The organism is Methanoculleus horonobensis (assembly GCF_001602375.1).
GTDB lineage: Archaea > Halobacteriota > Methanomicrobia > Methanomicrobiales > Methanoculleaceae > Methanoculleus > Methanoculleus horonobensis.
Map to the genome: position 1 here is coordinate 1 of NZ_BCNY01000014.1, position 14,072 is coordinate 14,072.

Annotated in this window: 25 protein-coding genes and 1 pseudogene; 24 read left to right on the forward strand and 2 right to left on the reverse strand. The window is 60.7% G+C overall.

The features are described 5' to 3' along the window. Both MCUHO_RS12970 and MCUHO_RS05055 read right to left on the reverse strand, forming a co-directional pair. Nucleotides 1-200, reverse strand: a pseudogene (locus tag MCUHO_RS12970) (hypothetical protein); the annotation flags it as partial. Nucleotides 201-675: 475 nt separating this feature from the next. Further along, the gene (locus MCUHO_RS05055) at nucleotides 676-1,518 is read right to left on the reverse strand and encodes a F420-dependent methylenetetrahydromethanopterin dehydrogenase (RefSeq protein WP_011843405.1); all 843 of its coding nucleotides are present in this window, start codon (nucleotides 1,516-1,518) and stop codon (nucleotides 676-678) included. 140 nt (nucleotides 1,519-1,658) lie between these two features. Here MCUHO_RS05055 and MCUHO_RS05060 point away from each other — a divergent pair, with 140 nt between their 5' ends. From MCUHO_RS05060 to MCUHO_RS05175, 24 genes are all read left to right on the forward strand, one after another. Beyond that, the gene (locus tag MCUHO_RS05060) at nucleotides 1,659-2,063 is read left to right on the forward strand and encodes a Tfx family DNA-binding protein (protein ID WP_067074565.1); all 405 of its coding nucleotides are present in this window, start codon (nucleotides 1,659-1,661) and stop codon (nucleotides 2,061-2,063) included. A gap of 809 nt (nucleotides 2,064-2,872) precedes the next feature. Next, a complete protein-coding gene (locus tag MCUHO_RS05065; protein ID WP_067074568.1) occupies nucleotides 2,873-3,886 on the forward strand; it encodes a 50S ribosomal protein L3 in 1,014 nt (337 codons plus the stop codon). Between the two features lie 6 nt (nucleotides 3,887-3,892). Continuing rightward, nucleotides 3,893-4,642, forward strand: coding sequence for a 50S ribosomal protein L4 (gene rpl4p, locus MCUHO_RS05070; protein ID WP_067074571.1), 750 nt, complete (start codon nucleotides 3,893-3,895; stop codon nucleotides 4,640-4,642). Beyond that, a complete protein-coding gene (locus tag MCUHO_RS05075; RefSeq protein WP_067074573.1) occupies nucleotides 4,639-4,887 on the forward strand; it encodes a 50S ribosomal protein L23 in 249 nt (82 codons plus the stop codon). The genes rpl4p and MCUHO_RS05075 overlap by 4 nt, the downstream gene beginning before the upstream one ends. Before the next feature lie 11 nt (nucleotides 4,888-4,898). Beyond that, nucleotides 4,899-5,618 carry a 50S ribosomal protein L2 gene (locus MCUHO_RS05080; protein ID WP_067074577.1) on the forward strand — a complete coding sequence of 240 codons (720 nt, stop codon included), beginning with the start codon at nucleotides 4,899-4,901 and terminating at the stop codon, nucleotides 5,616-5,618. A 10-nt stretch (nucleotides 5,619-5,628) separates the two neighbouring features. Next, nucleotides 5,629-6,042 (forward strand): 30S ribosomal protein S19, encoded by a 414-nt coding sequence (locus MCUHO_RS05085; protein ID WP_067074581.1) that lies wholly within the window; start codon nucleotides 5,629-5,631, stop codon nucleotides 6,040-6,042. A gap of 5 nt (nucleotides 6,043-6,047) precedes the next feature. Next, the gene (locus tag MCUHO_RS05090; protein ID WP_067076112.1) at nucleotides 6,048-6,509 is read left to right on the forward strand and encodes a 50S ribosomal protein L22; all 462 of its coding nucleotides are present in this window, start codon (nucleotides 6,048-6,050) and stop codon (nucleotides 6,507-6,509) included. Further along, nucleotides 6,509-7,210 (forward strand): 30S ribosomal protein S3, encoded by a 702-nt coding sequence (locus tag MCUHO_RS05095; RefSeq protein ID WP_067074584.1) that lies wholly within the window; start codon nucleotides 6,509-6,511, stop codon nucleotides 7,208-7,210. The genes MCUHO_RS05090 and MCUHO_RS05095 overlap by 1 nt, the downstream gene beginning before the upstream one ends. Beyond that, complete coding sequence (gene rpmC, locus MCUHO_RS05100; RefSeq protein ID WP_067074588.1) at nucleotides 7,211-7,414, forward strand: 50S ribosomal protein L29; 204 nt, start codon at nucleotides 7,211-7,213, stop codon at nucleotides 7,412-7,414. It begins immediately after the preceding gene. After that, nucleotides 7,411-7,683, forward strand: coding sequence for a ribonuclease P protein component 1 (rnp1, locus tag MCUHO_RS05105; RefSeq protein WP_067074592.1), 273 nt, complete (start codon nucleotides 7,411-7,413; stop codon nucleotides 7,681-7,683). Before rpmC ends, rnp1 begins: the two co-directional genes overlap by 4 nt. Before the next feature lie 13 nt (nucleotides 7,684-7,696). Further along, on the forward strand, nucleotides 7,697-8,023 hold the full coding sequence (locus MCUHO_RS05110) for a 30S ribosomal protein S17 (RefSeq protein ID WP_067074595.1): 327 nt from the start codon (nucleotides 7,697-7,699) through the stop codon (nucleotides 8,021-8,023). Further along, on the forward strand, nucleotides 8,020-8,418 hold the full coding sequence (gene rpl14p, locus MCUHO_RS05115; protein ID WP_067074599.1) for a 50S ribosomal protein L14: 399 nt from the start codon (nucleotides 8,020-8,022) through the stop codon (nucleotides 8,416-8,418). Before MCUHO_RS05110 ends, rpl14p begins: the two co-directional genes overlap by 4 nt. Nucleotides 8,419-8,430: 12 nt before the next feature. Continuing rightward, a complete protein-coding gene (gene rplX / locus MCUHO_RS05120; RefSeq protein ID WP_067074603.1) occupies nucleotides 8,431-8,796 on the forward strand; it encodes a 50S ribosomal protein L24 in 366 nt (121 codons plus the stop codon). After that, complete coding sequence (locus tag MCUHO_RS05125; RefSeq protein WP_067074606.1) at nucleotides 8,796-9,524, forward strand: 30S ribosomal protein S4e; 729 nt, start codon at nucleotides 8,796-8,798, stop codon at nucleotides 9,522-9,524. The genes rplX and MCUHO_RS05125 overlap by 1 nt, the downstream gene beginning before the upstream one ends. Continuing rightward, entirely contained in the window at nucleotides 9,521-10,024 is a 504-nt protein-coding gene (locus MCUHO_RS05130; protein WP_067074609.1) for a 50S ribosomal protein L5, read from the forward strand. Before MCUHO_RS05125 ends, MCUHO_RS05130 begins: the two co-directional genes overlap by 4 nt. 3 nt (nucleotides 10,025-10,027) lie before the next feature. Next, nucleotides 10,028-10,207, forward strand: coding sequence for a 30S ribosomal protein S14 (locus MCUHO_RS05135; protein ID WP_048180222.1), 180 nt, complete (start codon nucleotides 10,028-10,030; stop codon nucleotides 10,205-10,207). 11 nt (nucleotides 10,208-10,218) lie between these two features. After that, nucleotides 10,219-10,611, forward strand: coding sequence for a 30S ribosomal protein S8 (locus MCUHO_RS05140; protein ID WP_067074612.1), 393 nt, complete (start codon nucleotides 10,219-10,221; stop codon nucleotides 10,609-10,611). 15 nt (nucleotides 10,612-10,626) lie between these two features. Continuing rightward, nucleotides 10,627-11,151 carry a 50S ribosomal protein L6 gene (locus MCUHO_RS05145; protein ID WP_084385937.1) on the forward strand — a complete coding sequence of 175 codons (525 nt, stop codon included), beginning with the start codon at nucleotides 10,627-10,629 and terminating at the stop codon, nucleotides 11,149-11,151. Between the two features lie 5 nt (nucleotides 11,152-11,156). Next, nucleotides 11,157-11,588 carry a 50S ribosomal protein L32e gene (locus MCUHO_RS05150; protein WP_067074622.1) on the forward strand — a complete coding sequence of 144 codons (432 nt, stop codon included), beginning with the start codon at nucleotides 11,157-11,159 and terminating at the stop codon, nucleotides 11,586-11,588. Then, the gene (locus tag MCUHO_RS05155; protein WP_067074625.1) at nucleotides 11,581-12,033 is read left to right on the forward strand and encodes a 50S ribosomal protein L19e; all 453 of its coding nucleotides are present in this window, start codon (nucleotides 11,581-11,583) and stop codon (nucleotides 12,031-12,033) included. Before MCUHO_RS05150 ends, MCUHO_RS05155 begins: the two co-directional genes overlap by 8 nt. Further along, nucleotides 12,033-12,560: a 50S ribosomal protein L18 gene (locus MCUHO_RS05160; RefSeq protein ID WP_067074629.1), complete on the forward strand. Its 528-nt coding sequence runs from the start codon at nucleotides 12,033-12,035 to the stop codon at nucleotides 12,558-12,560. Before MCUHO_RS05155 ends, MCUHO_RS05160 begins: the two co-directional genes overlap by 1 nt. A 1-nt stretch (nucleotide 12,561) precedes the next feature. Beyond that, nucleotides 12,562-13,179 (forward strand): 30S ribosomal protein S5, encoded by a 618-nt coding sequence (locus MCUHO_RS05165; protein ID WP_067074633.1) that lies wholly within the window; start codon nucleotides 12,562-12,564, stop codon nucleotides 13,177-13,179. After that, entirely contained in the window at nucleotides 13,179-13,640 is a 462-nt protein-coding gene (locus MCUHO_RS05170; RefSeq protein ID WP_067074638.1) for a 50S ribosomal protein L30, read from the forward strand. Before MCUHO_RS05165 ends, MCUHO_RS05170 begins: the two co-directional genes overlap by 1 nt. A 5-nt stretch (nucleotides 13,641-13,645) precedes the next feature. Beyond that, a complete protein-coding gene (locus tag MCUHO_RS05175) occupies nucleotides 13,646-14,071 on the forward strand; it encodes an uL15m family ribosomal protein (protein WP_067074643.1) in 426 nt (141 codons plus the stop codon). Nucleotide 14,072: the final 1 nt, after the last annotated feature.

Below are 14,072 nucleotides of genomic sequence, written 5' to 3' on the forward strand. Positions count from 1 at the left end.
TGCTCGAACTCCGTTCCTGAAGGAACGTCGTTCTTCGGTGCTCGAACTCCGTTCCTGAAGGAACGTCGTTCTTCGGTGCTCGAACTCCGTTCCTGAAGGAACGTCGTTCTTCGGTGCTCGAACTCCGTTCCTGAAGGAACGTCGTTCTTCGGTGCTCGAACTCCGCCTGCACCTCCGGTGCACGCGTCGTTTATTGCCATTGGGGGAACGACTGTCCACAGGACAGGAGTTCGAGAAACCCGAAGGGTTTCGCTGTGGGGCTGACGGGGAGTGCGATGGGCGGAACGCCCGGAGCTCGACCACCGTCAGGTGGGGAGGGGGCTCGCCCCCTCCCCTGTCTCTGCCTCGTGTCTTCAGCGTCCAGACTCAACACCTACAGATTGCCGTACGCCTGTAACCCCTCTCTCCGCAGGCGGGTACCCGTGCATTCCTCTTCAAAGCCCCTGCTCCCGGAGGGGGGCAGTACGTGGGGATACTGAGATGCAGACCCCGGAGAGTGTGAAAAAAGATCGATACTCTCCTCCGTTGAGAGTGCCGGTAATTGAGATTCGTTGCACTAGTGTGGAGATGGCTTCTGGAAACCCGAATCTTGTCCCGTTGTCAACGAAGACAGACGGCGTACCCTCTACCGGGTAAAACGCGCTACAAACTCGAAAAAAAGATGTGGTGCCGAGGTTACTCGGGCTTGCTGATGAGGGCGGTCTTCGAGACGATCTCGCCGGTCTTCTTGTGGGGCTTCCTGATAACCGCGTCGACACCCTTCTCGAGGGTGCGTGCTTCCTCGCAGAGGAGCATGGCCTGGCGCATCATCTCGTGGGCGCTCGCGACGATCGGGATGTACTTCTCCCACTCCTTCGTCATGAAGCAGCCCTTGACGTTGACGCCCGCGACCGACTGCGCGATCTCGTAGGCCGCACGGGCCTTCGCGAGCGCGTAGGGGTTGCTGAACTCGCCGTCGACCGCCTTGTCGGAGGTCATGACGACCTTCGGGAGCGCGAGGTCCGCGCCCTTCTTGCCTGCCTTCACCTGGTCGATGACCTTGTCGAGCTCCATCTGCATCTTGCGGAACGCGCCGGTGAGGGCGAGCACCTTGACGAGGTTCCCGTTGTAGTCCGCCATCTCGATGGGGTCGAGGAACTCACGGCGGGCGCCGATCATGGCGTCGGCCTTCATGATGATGTAGCCGAAGTTGCTCGCCTTGAGCGCTTCGAACTGCTCCTTCTTGGTGGTGACATCGTCGGTGATGACGATGCAGGGGATTCCAGCCGCCGCAAGGTCTTCACGGGCCTGGGTGGGTCCGGGGAGAACGCCGTTCGGGGAAACGACGATACAGAAGTCCGGGCCCCATGCCTTCATATTGCTGACCACACGCTCGATATCCTCGGGCTGCAGCTTCGTCCCGGAGGTCGCCATGAAGGTGATCATGTCCTCACGGTCGGCGCGCTCATCGAGAAGAAGTTCGCCCATTACACCACTGGCGATATTTCCTAGTTTTGCAATTCCAACTTTTACAACCACTTTAACACCTCTCAAAATTTGAGAACACGATAGTATCACCAAGTTCTCATATAAACGTTTTGAAATGCCCTGAAAATCCCGTCCGATGACGGAGGGGGTTAAGGGAAAGTGTTTAAATTTGCACAGTCCATATATATTTGATGAAACAAGGTCTGCTCACCGATCGCCAGAAGGAAGTGTTGCGCTACCGGAAGAAAGGGTTGACGCAGCAGCAGATTGCGGAGATCATCCATACTTCAAAAGCCAACGTCTGCACCATCGAGAAAGCTGCTCTCGAGAACATCGCGCGCGCACGCGAGACGCTCGAATTCCTCTACACCCTCGATGCCATACACCTCTGTACCCTCAAAAGCGGTCTCGACCTGCTCAAAGCACCGGAGTACATCTATGCCGAAGCGGAGAAGCAGGGACTGAAGGTCAAATACGACACGATCTCACTCATAAACCGGCTTCGGGACGCAAACCCCGAGCGGTTCAGCGGGAGGCAGGTCCGCGAGGATGTTGAGATCTATATCAACAAAGACGGCGATCTCTACTTCGGGTGATAGGGTCTCGTGGGCGCGCACACGGGTTCCGTGCGGGAGCGGGAGCCCCGCGAGAGCATACCTCGCGCCCATGTACCCGGAATGCAGTCATCGCAGCCCTTCATTCATCACCCCGACCGCTCAATTCGGCGAACTGGTGCCGCGCCTGTGGCATCGAAGTGTTTTGCGCAAAATCCTGCAAGATCCCATAACAAGGTTTATATCTCATTTTAAGTAATGTTTAAGAAACCGCTCTGCACGGTTCCGCCCGGATCCTGGAGTCATCCGGCACCGTATGTGCCTCTGATTCCCGGGATGGGTTCTCATATTGCATATATGCAGATTGAGGACTCGCGGCGGAGTGTGCAGGAGGTAAGAGACAAGGTCGAACCCTCCTCACGGAGGGCCGATGTCGATATGGAGTTGTGCTCGTCACAACGGGATGACAGGAGCTGGATCTGATCGAGACGCTGGGCCAACGCCAGTGCAGCGCGCCCGGTTCCGGGAAGAGTGTTCCCGGGAGCGTCGAAGAGTCAGGATCTATTGGCGACGACTGGAATGCACCCGGTGCACACCGGGACGGCAGCAGAGAGAGCGATCGAGGCGCACGGAGACGAATGTCTCGTGACTTCACGTTCCCGCTGCCTCCATCAACTGTTTCCCTTACGCTATGGCAAAATGGCGTGGCGTTCGATATCCCGCCCCATCCGGGTTCGCCAGAGGGTCTACCGTGCCGGTCCGTCCGGCACGGCTGCCCGGCGCACGCATCGCACTGCAGTGAGCCTGCAGGTGATGCTTCACGCTACAACGCATGAAGGGTTGATTGAAAAATGCCGAAGATAAACAGACCACGCAGAGGATCCCTCGCGTACAGCCCGAGAAAGCGGGCAAAAAGCCCGGTTCCCCGCTACGGCTCATGGCCGGAGTACACGGGAACCCCGGCCGTGCAGGGGTTTGCAGGTTACAAGGTGGGAATGACCCACGTCATCATGGTCGATGACCACAAGAGCAGCCCCACCGAAGGCAAGGACGTGATGGTGCCGGTGACCGTGGTTGAGGTTCCGCCCATGCGGGTGGCCGGCGTGCGCGCATACGGTGAAGACACCTACGGAAAGCACGCGCTGACCGAAGCGTGGACGACCGATCTCGACGTGGAGTTGTCCCGCCGGATCAACGTCCCGACGAACCACGACACCGCCGCCGCCCTCGACGCCGTCAAGGCCGCCATCGGCGAAGGCAAGGTCGTGGAACTCTATGCTCTCGCCTACACCCGGCCGATGGAACTCACCGGCGTCCCGAAGAAGGTCCCCGACCTGATGGAGATGCGGATCGCCGGCGGAAGCCTCGAAGAGCAGATCGCCTACGCGACCGAGATTCTCGGGAAAGAGATCACGATCTCCGGGAACCTCGAGGTCGGCGAGTACGTCGATGTCACCGCCGTCACCACCGGTAAGGGCACGCAAGGCCCCGTCAAGCGGTGGGGTGTCCAGGTCCGGAAGCGGAAACACTCCCGCGGCGGCAAGAAGCGCCACATCGGCAACCTTGGTCCGTGGCATCCGCACCACGTCAGGTGGCAGGTGCCCCAGATGGGTCAGATGGGTTACCAGCAGCGCACCGAGTTCAACAAGCGGATCTTGAAGATCGGCACCGAAGGCGATGAGATAACACCGGTAGGCGGATTCCTGCACTACGGTCTCGTGCGCGGCCCCTACGTGCTGATCAAGGGTTCTGTCCCGGGACCGAACAAGCGGCTGGTTCGGATACGGTCCGCGATACGGCAGGGTGAACACACCGTCCGCATGCCGACGATCAACTTCGTCAGCGTGCAGAGCCAGCAGGGGTGAGCAGCGATGAAGGCACAGGTTCGAACACTGACAGGCGAGATCGCCCACGAGATCGATCTCCCGGAGATCTTTAGAGAAGAATACAGGCCCGACCTAATTAAGCGGGCAGTCCTCGCGCTCCAGAGCACCCGGTTCCAGCCGCATGGGACAAACCCCTATGCGGGCATGCGCACCTCCGCAGAGTCCTGGGGCAGCGGCCGTGGTGTCGCCCAGGTTCCCCGGATTAAGAACGGGAACAGGGTAGCCAGGGTTCCGCAGGCAACCGGTGGGCGTGCAGCGCACCCCCCGAAGGTCGAGAAGATCCTCGTCAAAGAGATCAACAGAAAAGAGAAGCGCAAAGCGTTCAGGTCCGCCGTCGCCGCCAGCACATATCCCGACCTTGTTCGGGGACGCGGGCACCTCTTCGCGGGCGACCTCCCGCTGGTCTTCGAGGACCGGTTTGAAGAGATCACCCGTACGGGCGACGTCATCGCCGCGCTCACTGCGCTCGGTGTCTATGGCGACGTCGAACGGGCGAAGGGCAGCAGAAAGGTCCGTGCAGGGCGGGGCACCATGCGTGGCCGCCGCTACAAGCAGCGCAAGAGCGTTCTCATCGTTACCGGCGGCGAACCGCTCCGGGCAGCCCGGAACCTCGCGGGCGTCGATGCCGTGGCGGTCGACCAGCTCAACACCGAACTTCTGGCACCCGGCACGCAGGCAGGACGCCTGACGGTCTGGACGGAATCTGCAATCAGGAGACTGGAGGAGTCCTCATGATACTGAAATACCCGTTCGTTACTGAAAAAGCAACGATGATGCTCGAAGGCGAGAGCAAACTCCAGTTTATCGTCGAGAGAGATGCCACGAAGTCGGATATCAAGCGCGAGCTGGAATCGGCTTTCGAACAGGAAGTGGCCAACGTCCGCACGATGATGACCATGAAAGGCGAAAAGAAGGCCATTGTAACGTTTGCGGACGCAAAGGCGGCTGAAGAGATTCTCAGCCGACTGGGAATCATGTAAGGTGAGTGACGATGGCACACAGAATTATAGCACAGAGCCGTGGAAAAGGCGGCCCATCCTACCGTGCACCGTCGCACCGGTATAAGGCGGCGCTGCGGCACGCAGGAAAGAACGATGTCCTGGTCTCCGGGAACGTCGTCGACATTGAGCACGATCCGGCCCGCCACGCGCCGATCGCCCTCGCCAGACTTGAGGGCGGTGAGAAGATCTACGTCCTCGCCACCGAAGGACTCGGTGTCGGGGATGCGATCTCCTGGGGCACGGGGGGCGCCGTGAAGAACGGCAACACCCTGCCGCTTGGGGAGATCCCGGTCGGCGCATACGTCTGCAACATCGAGGCCAGGCCCAACGACGGCGGCAAGTTCGTCCGTTCGAGCGGTGTCCAGGCTCTCGTCATCGGCAAGGCCGATGACGGCAGGGTCGGCGTTCGGATGCCGAGCGGCAAGAACAAGTGGTTCAACGGTGCCTGCATGGCAACCGTCGGTATCGTTGCCGGCGGCGGACGGGGCGAAAAACCGTTCGTCAAGGCAGGAAAGAAGCACTTCCACGTCAGGTCCTCGTCTGAACGGTGGCCTCGCGTCAAGGGTGTCTGCATGAACGTCATCGACCACCCGTTCGGTGGCGGTGGACACCAGCACTGCGGACGGCCGAAGACCGTCGCCCGTGGCACGTCCCCGGGAAGAAAGGTCGGGCATGTTGCCGCCCGGAGAACCGGCAAGTGGAAGAAGTGAGGGGTGAAGCATGGCAAAGAAGACACAGAAGAGAATGCCGCGGCGCCGCGAGGAGTTCACCTACCGCGGTTACTCCGTTGCGGACCTGCAGCAGATGGCTCTCTCCGAGCTGCTGCCGCTCATGCCGGCCAGGGCACGCAGGAAGTTCGACCGGGGCCTCTCCCGGGAGCACGAGAAACTCCTCGCCGATCTCAGGTCCGGGGATGAAAGCATCCGCACTCACCTGCGCGACATGATCATCATGCCCGAGATGGTGGGGAGATCCATCGAGATCCACAACGGCAAGGAGTTCCAGAAGGTGGAGATCCAGCCCGAGGCGGTCTTCCACTACCTTGGGGAGTTTGCACTGACTCGCAGGAGAGTCGCTCACGGCAGCGCCGGTATCGGTGCGACCCGGTCGAGTAAGTACGTACCGCTGAAGTGATGGACATGGCAAGAACAGAATACTCAGCAAAAATTGAGGGCGAGAACGTCGCTCGCGCAAAAGCGAACGAACTTCCCGTCTCTCCCAAGCACTCGATCGAGATTGCCAGGTTCATCCGGAACATGACCACCACCGACGCAAAGGCATACCTTGCCGACGTGGTGGCGCTGAAGAAGGCCATCCCCTTCAAGCGGTTCAACCGGAACGTCGCCCACAAGCGGGGGCTCTCGAAGTGGCCCGCCGGCCGGTATCCGGTCAAGGCTGCAGAAGCCTACATCAAGCTGCTTGGGTCCGTCGAGAAGAACGCCGAGTACATCGGTCTTGACACCGAGAAACTCCTGATCAGCCACGTCGCCGCCAACACCGGCCGTGGCCTTAAGGCATTCTTCCCGCGTGCGATGGGTCGCGCGACTCCGAAGCGCAGAGAGACCGTGAACATCGAGATCGTCGTGACCGAGGTGGCGTAATGGCAATCGAGAAGAAGTTTATCACTGAAGGCGTGCGCAATGTCCGCGTCGAGAAGTTCCTCACGAAGGAACTCAAGCGCGCAGGATACGGCGGCATGGATATCACCCGGACGCCGCTCGGCACCCAGGTGACGATCTTTGCGGAGAAGCCCGGTATCGTGATCGGGAAAGGCGGCAAGCAGGTTCGCCAGTTGACGCAGGACCTCGCCACCGACTACGACATCGAGTCTCCGCAGGTGGAAGTCCAGCAGGTCCAGAACCCCAACTTCAACGCCCAGATCATGGCGGAGAGGCTTGCGAACGCTCTCGAGCGCGGCTGGTACTTCCGGAAGGCCGGATCGAGCACGATCCGCCGGATCATGGAGTCCGGTGCGCTCGGCTGCGAGGTCATCGTCGCCGGGAAACTGACCGGTGCGCGGTCGCGGACACAGAAGTTCACCGAGGGTTACATCAAGCACTGCGGCGAACCGAGCGAGACGATCGTCGAGCGTGGCTACGCACTTGCGATCAAGAAACTCGGCACCATCGGTGTCCAGGTCATGATCGTTCCGCCGGATGCACGGCTGCCCGACACCTTCGACGTCCTTGAACCCGAACCGAAGAAGGCTCCGGTCGAGATCCCCGAGCCTGAAGAGGTTGGCGACGAGTTCGAAGAAGAGTTAGAGGAGACCTCCGGTGAGGAGTTCGAGGAGGAGGTATAGATGGCAATCTTTCGGGCACGTGAAGTGAAACAGCTCTCCGATACCGAGCTCCTCGAGCAGGAGCAGAAATTCTCCCTCGAACTGATCCAGGAGCGCGGCAAGGTCAGCGCCGGTGGTGCCACCGAGAACCCCGGACGGATCCGCGAGGTCAGAAGGACGATTGCACGCATCCGCACCGAGCAGAACGCGCGGAGGAACGCATGATCTCTCCCCAGAACGTCCTTCGGCACGAGTTGATCGGGCTGGACGTTCTGGTGGTTCGTGCGAGCAACCCGGGTCATGCCGGGGTATCCGGTCGCGTCACTGACGAGACCAGGAATACCCTGGTCATCCTGACCGGGCGGGGAGAAAAGCAGATACCGAAACGGTTCAGCGTGTTCCGCTTCCGGCTTCCCGACGGCACGGCCGTCGAAGTCGACGGGTCGAGCCTGGAGACACAGCCGGAACGGCGGGTCGGCATGCGCATCAGATAAACGAGGATGAATAATGGCACGAAACATTGGGTTAGACGTTCCCATTCCGGAAAAGGAATGTGAGGACGCAAATTGTCCGTTTCACGGCACTTTGCCGGTACGCGGCCAGGTGATTACCGGCAAAGTCGTGAGCGACCGTATGAACGGTACTGTCGTCGTGGAGCGTGAGTTCCTCCACTACGTCAAGAAATACAAGCGGTACGAGAAACGCAGATCCCGATACCATGCCCACAGCACGCCCTGCATCAATGCCGGCGTGGGTGATGTGGTTCGGATCGCGGAGTGTCGTCCGCTCTCAAAGACAACGAACTTCGTTGTGGTCGAGGTGATGACGGAATGAAGGCGATGCAGGCAAAGATTCCGCGTGCCCTCGCCACCGGCTCCAGGATGGTCTGCTCCGACAACACCGGCGCACGGGTCGTGGAGGTCGTCTCGGTCGACCGTTACCACGGCGTCCGGCGGCGGCAGCCCTGCCTGGGCGTCGGCGACATCGCGACCGTGAGCGTCAAGAAAGGCACCCCCGACATGCGGCGGAAACTCGAGAAGGCAGTGGTCATCCGGCAGAAGAAGGAGATCCGCCGCCCGAACGGCATCCGTCTCTCGTTCGAGGACAACGCCATGGTGCTCATCAACGATCGCGGCGAGCCGAAGGGAACCGAGATCAAAGGGGCTGTTCCCCGTGAGATCGCGGAGCGTTTCCCGAAGATCGCCTCTATGGCGACGACAATCGTGTAAGGTGTGGTAAGAATGGTACGCATAGTTAGCAAACAGCCGAGAAAACAGCGCAAGGCGCGTTACAACGCACCGAACCACACCCGGGGCCGTTTCCTCTCCGCACCGCTCTCCCCTGAGCTTCGCGGGAAGTACAACATCCGGAGAACCCGTGTGGTCAAGGGCGACACCGTGAAAGTGCTCCGTGGAGACTTTTCCGGCGACGAAGGCGTCGTCGACGCGGTGGACATGAAGATGTGCCGGCTGGTCGTGCACGGTGTGATGGTGACGAAGGCGGACGGAACCGAGGTTCCCCGACCGGTCGATCCCTCGAACGTGCTGATCACGAAGCTCAACCTGAAAGACAAATTACGTGAGGAGCGGCTCGGAGGCGGAGCATAATGTCCAAGTATCTCAAGCGGTTGGTAGCGCCAGGTTCCTGGCACATCCCGAAGAAAGTACAGAAGTTCGTCATGAAGACCGCCCCCGGCCCCCACAACGCCGGCGCTCTGCCGGTCGGGGTCTGGCTCCGTGAGCACATCGGGCTTGCACAGAACGCGAGCGAGGTCAGGAAGATCCTGCACCAGCGGGACGTGCTCGTCAACGGAAAGGCCTGCAGGAACCCGCAGATCGGCCTTGGTGTCTTCGACATCGTCTCGATCCCGAAGCTCGGGAAGCACTACCGCATCCAGCTCGACGTCAAGGGCAACCTGGTTGCCGTCGAGATCTCGGCGGAGTCCGCAAAGACCCGGCTCTGCAAGATCCGGAACAAGACCACGGTCAAGGGCGGCAAGGTGCAGCTGAACCTCGCGTTCGGTGCAAACATCCTCGCCGACAACACCTACAAGGCCAAGGACTCGATCGTCGTGACCCTCGGGACGGACGGCGAAGACCGGTTCAGGATCGTCGACCACTTCCCGTTCGCGGAAGGCAACGTGGCCATGATCGTCGGGGGTAAGCACTCCGGCAAGGTCGCGAAGATCGTCGAGATCATCAAGACGGCAAGTTCCGTCCCGAACCGCGTCATCCTCGCGGACGATGCGGCCGGCGAGCGGTTCGAGACCATCGAGGAGTACGTCTTCATGGTCGGCCGCTCCGCGATAGCACCTGAACTGGAGGCCTCGGCATGACCGCGATGAAGGATATCTACATCGACAAGGTCGTCGTGCACATGGGCGTCGGGGAGAGCGGCGAGCGGCTGGTCAAGGCGGAGGATCTCGTAAGACAGATCACCGGCCAGAAGCCCGTCCGCACCATCGCGAAGCGAACCCAGCCGGCGTTCGGTATCCGGAAGGGCGCACCCATCGGGTGCAAGGTCACCCTGCGCCGGGAGAACGCCGAGAAGTTCATCTCGACCGCTCTCAACATCGTCGAGCGGCGGCTTGCATCCTCGCAGTTCGACCGCACGGGAAACGTTTCCTTCGGTATCGAAGAGCACACCGATTTCCCGGGCATGTCTTACGACCCGACGATCGGTATCTACGGCATGGACGTCAACGTGGTGCTCGAGTACAAGGGCGCCCGGATCGCACGCAGAAGCGTCGAGCGCAGGAAACTGCCGGCCGACCAGAAGGTGAACAAAGAGGAAGCCATCGCGTTCATGCGCGAGCACTACCAGGTGGAGGTGTAAGGAATGGCGGAAGAGTCAGGAGCGCCTGCAACGGGCGAGAACGTACGGAAGTTCGGCCGCGGCGCGAATGAGTGCCGCATCTGCGGCCGGAAGCAGGGCCTTGTACGGAAGTACGGCATCTACTTCTGCCGCCAGTGCTTCCGCGAGTGGGCGAGCAAGATGGGCTTCAAGAAGATGAACTAGGGGTAGAGAACATGGCACGACTGAATCCAATCGCTGACGCGATGACCACGATCAAGAATGCCGGAGACGCTGGCAAGGGCGAGGTTATTGTAGAACCCGCCAGCAAGCTTCTCGGCGCAATGCTCCGCGTCATGCAGGAAAACGGCTTTATCAGCGGCTTCGAGTTCATCGACGACGGCCGCGGCGGCCAGTTCCGGGTTCAACTTTCCGGAACGATCAATAAGTGTGGCGCCATCAGCCCCCGGTTCCCGGTGGCGATGGATGATATGGAATACTGGGAGTCGCAGTACCTCCCCGCGAAGAACTTCGGCATCCTGATCGTCTCCACCTCGAAGGGAGTCATCTCCCACGCAGAGGCACGGAACGAAGGGATCGGCGGGCAGCTGCTGGGCTACGTCTACTAAAGGAGGGAGATGAGTATGGCAATAACACGACAGGTCGAGATCCCTCCCGGCGTTGACGTCACGCTCGACGGCGGCGTGCTCACGGTCTCCGGACCGAAGGGCACACTGGTCCGCGACATGCGCTTCCCGCAGATCGACCTCACGGTCGAAGGCGGCGAAGTCGTCGTCTCCACGGCATCCGAAAAGAAGCGGATCCTTGCCATGACCGGCACGCTCGAGGCCCATGCGAAGAACATGGTCCGGGGTGTCGTCGGCGGCTACGAGTACCGGATGAAGGTGGTCTACAGCCACTTCCCGATCCAGCTCAAGCAGCAGGGCAACCGTCTCGAGATCAACAACTTCCTCGGCGAGAAACAGGCCCGGGTCGCAAAGATCCTCGAGGGCGTCACCGTCAAGATCGGAAACGACGAGGTGACTCTCACCGGTATCGACAAGGAGAAGGTGGGCAACACGGCCGCAAACATCGAGCACGCGACCCGGATCACGAAGCGTGATCCCCGGGTGTTCCAGGACGGCATCTACATCACCGAGAGGGCGTGAAAACAATGGACGAGACAAGAAGACTGATCCGCGTCCGCACCCGGCACAACAAGCCTGCCTTCAAGAGGCGGGGCCTTCACCGAAAATCGAGGCTGGCAGATGTCTGGCGGCGCCCGCGTGGTCTACAGAACAAGCAGAGGGCGCAGTTCAAAGCGAAGGGCGCCCTCCCCCGGCCGGGATACGGCAGCCCTGCAGCAGTTCGCGGTATGCACCCGAGCGGCTATGCGGAGGTACGGGTCTTTACACCGGCGGATCTTGTGGATCTGAATCCGGAGACCCAGGCTGTCAGGATCGCTGGATCCGTGGGCAACAGGAAGCGTGGAGTTATTCAGGAGCGAGCGCTGGAACTCGGGCTCAAGGTCCTGAACGCAAAAGACCTCACCCCTGCGGCGGAGGTACCGGCCGCAGCAGAAGAAGAGGTGAACGAGAATGAGTGATCTCGCCAACCAGAAGCGAATGGCGGCCGCCATTCTCAAGTGCGGGGTCAACCGTGTCTGGTTCGATCCCGAGCGTCAGGCCGATATCGAGGCAGCGATCTCCAGAAACGACCTGCGCGAACTCATCGGGGAAGGCGTGATCAAGGCGCACCCCGTGAAAGGGAACAGCCGCGGCAGAACCCGCGCTCGGATAGCAAAGCGTTCCTACGGCCACCGGAAAGGTCCGGGCCGGAGAAAGGGTGCCGCCGGTGCCCGGAACGCCAGCAAGCGGGTATGGATAAGGAAGATCCGGGCACAGCGCCGCACTCTGCGCGAGATGCGTGAGGAAGGTACAATCGACCGGAGTCTCTACCGCCTGATGTATCGGCGGGCTTCCGGAGGTCAGTTCCGGAGCGTGGCGCACCTTGCGACTCAGATTGACATAACGGCAGGGAGGATGAAATAATGGCAACCGGCCCAAGATACTTCGTGCCCTTCCGGAGAAGGCACGAGGGCAAGACCGACTACTACAAGCGGATGTCGCTCCTGTCGTCGGGAACCGCGAGGATGGTCGTCCGGAAGACGAACCGGCAGATCATCGTACAGCTGGTCGTTCCCGAGGTCGAAGGAGATCGCACCCTGGTGGCTGCATACTCGGCCGAACTCGCCGGCTACGGCTACGAGGGATCGACTGCGAACACCCCGGCCGCCTACCTGACCGGGATGCTCTTCGCGGTCAAGGCGCTGAACGAGGGGTATGGCGAGGCAATCCTCGATATCGGGCTTGCCCGGGCAAAACCCGGGGCGCGTGTCTTTGCCGCTCTCAAGGGAGCGGTGGATGCGGGTCTCGATGTCCCCTACGGCGAGTCGATCCTCCCCGATGAAGAACGGCTCAAAGGTGCCCACATCGTGGAGTATGCTCCCGAGCAGGCGGGCAACCTGGTAGCGAATGTAGAGGCTGTGGCTCTGGCCATCAAGAAGGAGCTGGTGTGACATGGCATACGTACAGGAAGAATGGATTCCGCTCACCGGTCTCGGGCGCATGGTCGCCGCAGGCGAGATCACCAGTATCGATGAGGTGCTCGCGAGCGGCAGGCCGATAAAGGAGCCCCAGATCGTCGATCTCCTCCTGCCAGACCTGGAGGACGAGGTGCTGGACATCAACATGGTTCAGCGTATGACGGACTCGGGTCGCCGTGTGAAGTTCCGCACCGTCGTGGTGGTCGGCAACAGGAACGGCTACGTTGGGTTCGGCCAGGGCAAGGACGTCCAGGTCGGCAACGCGATCCAGAAGGCAATCGTAAACGCAAAACTGAATCTGATCAAGGTCTCCCGCGGCTGCGGCAGCTGGGAATGCGGTTGCGAGGCCGCCCACTCGATCCCGATCGAGGTGACCGGCAAGGCGGGCAGCGTCAAGGTGACGCTGAAGCCTGCACCGCAGGGTATCGGTCTCGTGACCGGGGATATCCCGAAGAAAGTCCTGACGCTTGCAGGTATCAAGGATATCTGGGCGTTCAACCGGGGACAGACCCGGACGACCATCAACTATGCGAAGGCGACGTTTGAGGCGCTCAAGCAGACGAACATGGTTCGGATCGGAGGGACGGAGTGATGTACGCGGTAGTACAGGTGCGCGGCGTGGTCAAGACCAACCACGAGATCAAGGACACCTTGAAGATGCTCCGCCTGCACCACGTGAACCACTGCGTCCTCGTGCCCGATACGCCTGCGTATCTGGGCATGATCCGCAAGGTGAAGGACTTCGTGGCGTACGGTGAGGTTGACGCCGGAACTCTGGCCACCCTCCTGCGTACCCGGGGCAGACTGACCGGGGACGAGAAGCTGACCGACGAATACGTCCGCGCGCATACCCCGTATGCCGATATCGACGAGTTCGCGGCAGCGCTCTGCAACGGCGAGACGACCTTCCGTGATCTGGTGGAGATCAAACCGGTGCTGAGACTGCACCCACCTCGAAAGGGCTATAAAACCATCAAGCGAACCTTTCAGCAGGGTGGAGCTCTCGGCTACTATGGCCCCCAGATCAACGATCTCCTCTACAAGATGAGGTGAGATAAATGCCCGTAAACAAGAGATCCAAATACAGGGGTTCACGAACCTGCGGCGGCGGTACGCACAAAAACCGGCGTGGCGCTGGCAACAGGGGTGGACGGGGTAGAGCCGGGCAGCGCGATCACCGCTTCTCTCACTTCTACCTGAAGGGCGAGATATCCAACGGTAAGCACGGTTTTATCAACAAGACTTCCGTGCCGGTATCTGCTCTCGATGTCGGTGAGATCGACCAGATGGCCGAAGCGCTGCTTCGCGAAGGGCTTGCCACTCAAGAGGGCGATATCATCGCCCTCGACGCCGCCGAACTCGGCATCGAGAAGGTGCTCGGCGGTGGGAGAGTCACCCACAAAATGAGTATCTCAGCCCGGGAGTTCTCGGAACGTGCCCGGGCTAAAATCGAGGAGATGGGCGGTCAGGCAACGACCGTCTGAT

Excerpts from the sequence above, each read along its gene's own strand:
- MCUHO_RS05060 (WP_067074565.1), top strand. The coding sequence starts at position 1,659 with ATGAAACAAGGTCTGCTCACCGATCGCCAGAAGGAAGTGTTGCGCTAC.
- MCUHO_RS05065 (WP_067074568.1), top strand. The coding sequence starts at position 2,873 with ATGCCGAAGATAAACAGACCACGCAGAGGATCCCTCGCGTACAGCCCG.
- rpl4p (WP_067074571.1), top strand. The coding sequence starts at position 3,893 with ATGAAGGCACAGGTTCGAACACTGACAGGCGAGATCGCCCACGAGATC.
- MCUHO_RS05075 (WP_067074573.1), top strand. The coding sequence starts at position 4,639 with ATGATACTGAAATACCCGTTCGTTACTGAAAAAGCAACGATGATGCTC.
- MCUHO_RS05080 (WP_067074577.1), top strand. The coding sequence starts at position 4,899 with ATGGCACACAGAATTATAGCACAGAGCCGTGGAAAAGGCGGCCCATCC.
- MCUHO_RS05085 (WP_067074581.1), top strand. The coding sequence starts at position 5,629 with ATGGCAAAGAAGACACAGAAGAGAATGCCGCGGCGCCGCGAGGAGTTC.
- MCUHO_RS05090 (WP_067076112.1), top strand. The coding sequence starts at position 6,048 with ATGGCAAGAACAGAATACTCAGCAAAAATTGAGGGCGAGAACGTCGCT.
- MCUHO_RS05095 (WP_067074584.1), top strand. The coding sequence starts at position 6,509 with ATGGCAATCGAGAAGAAGTTTATCACTGAAGGCGTGCGCAATGTCCGC.
- rpmC (WP_067074588.1), top strand. The coding sequence starts at position 7,211 with ATGGCAATCTTTCGGGCACGTGAAGTGAAACAGCTCTCCGATACCGAG.
- rnp1 (WP_067074592.1), top strand. The coding sequence starts at position 7,411 with ATGATCTCTCCCCAGAACGTCCTTCGGCACGAGTTGATCGGGCTGGAC.
- MCUHO_RS05110 (WP_067074595.1), top strand. The coding sequence starts at position 7,697 with ATGGCACGAAACATTGGGTTAGACGTTCCCATTCCGGAAAAGGAATGT.
- rpl14p (WP_067074599.1), top strand. The coding sequence starts at position 8,020 with ATGAAGGCGATGCAGGCAAAGATTCCGCGTGCCCTCGCCACCGGCTCC.
- rplX (WP_067074603.1), top strand. The coding sequence starts at position 8,431 with ATGGTACGCATAGTTAGCAAACAGCCGAGAAAACAGCGCAAGGCGCGT.
- MCUHO_RS05125 (WP_067074606.1), top strand. The coding sequence starts at position 8,796 with ATGTCCAAGTATCTCAAGCGGTTGGTAGCGCCAGGTTCCTGGCACATC.
- MCUHO_RS05130 (WP_067074609.1), top strand. The coding sequence starts at position 9,521 with ATGACCGCGATGAAGGATATCTACATCGACAAGGTCGTCGTGCACATG.
- MCUHO_RS05135 (WP_048180222.1), top strand. The coding sequence starts at position 10,028 with ATGGCGGAAGAGTCAGGAGCGCCTGCAACGGGCGAGAACGTACGGAAG.
- MCUHO_RS05140 (WP_067074612.1), top strand. The coding sequence starts at position 10,219 with ATGGCACGACTGAATCCAATCGCTGACGCGATGACCACGATCAAGAAT.
- MCUHO_RS05145 (WP_084385937.1), top strand. The coding sequence starts at position 10,627 with ATGGCAATAACACGACAGGTCGAGATCCCTCCCGGCGTTGACGTCACG.
- MCUHO_RS05150 (WP_067074622.1), top strand. The coding sequence starts at position 11,157 with ATGGACGAGACAAGAAGACTGATCCGCGTCCGCACCCGGCACAACAAG.
- MCUHO_RS05155 (WP_067074625.1), top strand. The coding sequence starts at position 11,581 with ATGAGTGATCTCGCCAACCAGAAGCGAATGGCGGCCGCCATTCTCAAG.
- MCUHO_RS05160 (WP_067074629.1), top strand. The coding sequence starts at position 12,033 with ATGGCAACCGGCCCAAGATACTTCGTGCCCTTCCGGAGAAGGCACGAG.
- MCUHO_RS05165 (WP_067074633.1), top strand. The coding sequence starts at position 12,562 with ATGGCATACGTACAGGAAGAATGGATTCCGCTCACCGGTCTCGGGCGC.
- MCUHO_RS05170 (WP_067074638.1), top strand. The coding sequence starts at position 13,179 with ATGTACGCGGTAGTACAGGTGCGCGGCGTGGTCAAGACCAACCACGAG.
- MCUHO_RS05175 (WP_067074643.1), top strand. The coding sequence starts at position 13,646 with ATGCCCGTAAACAAGAGATCCAAATACAGGGGTTCACGAACCTGCGGC.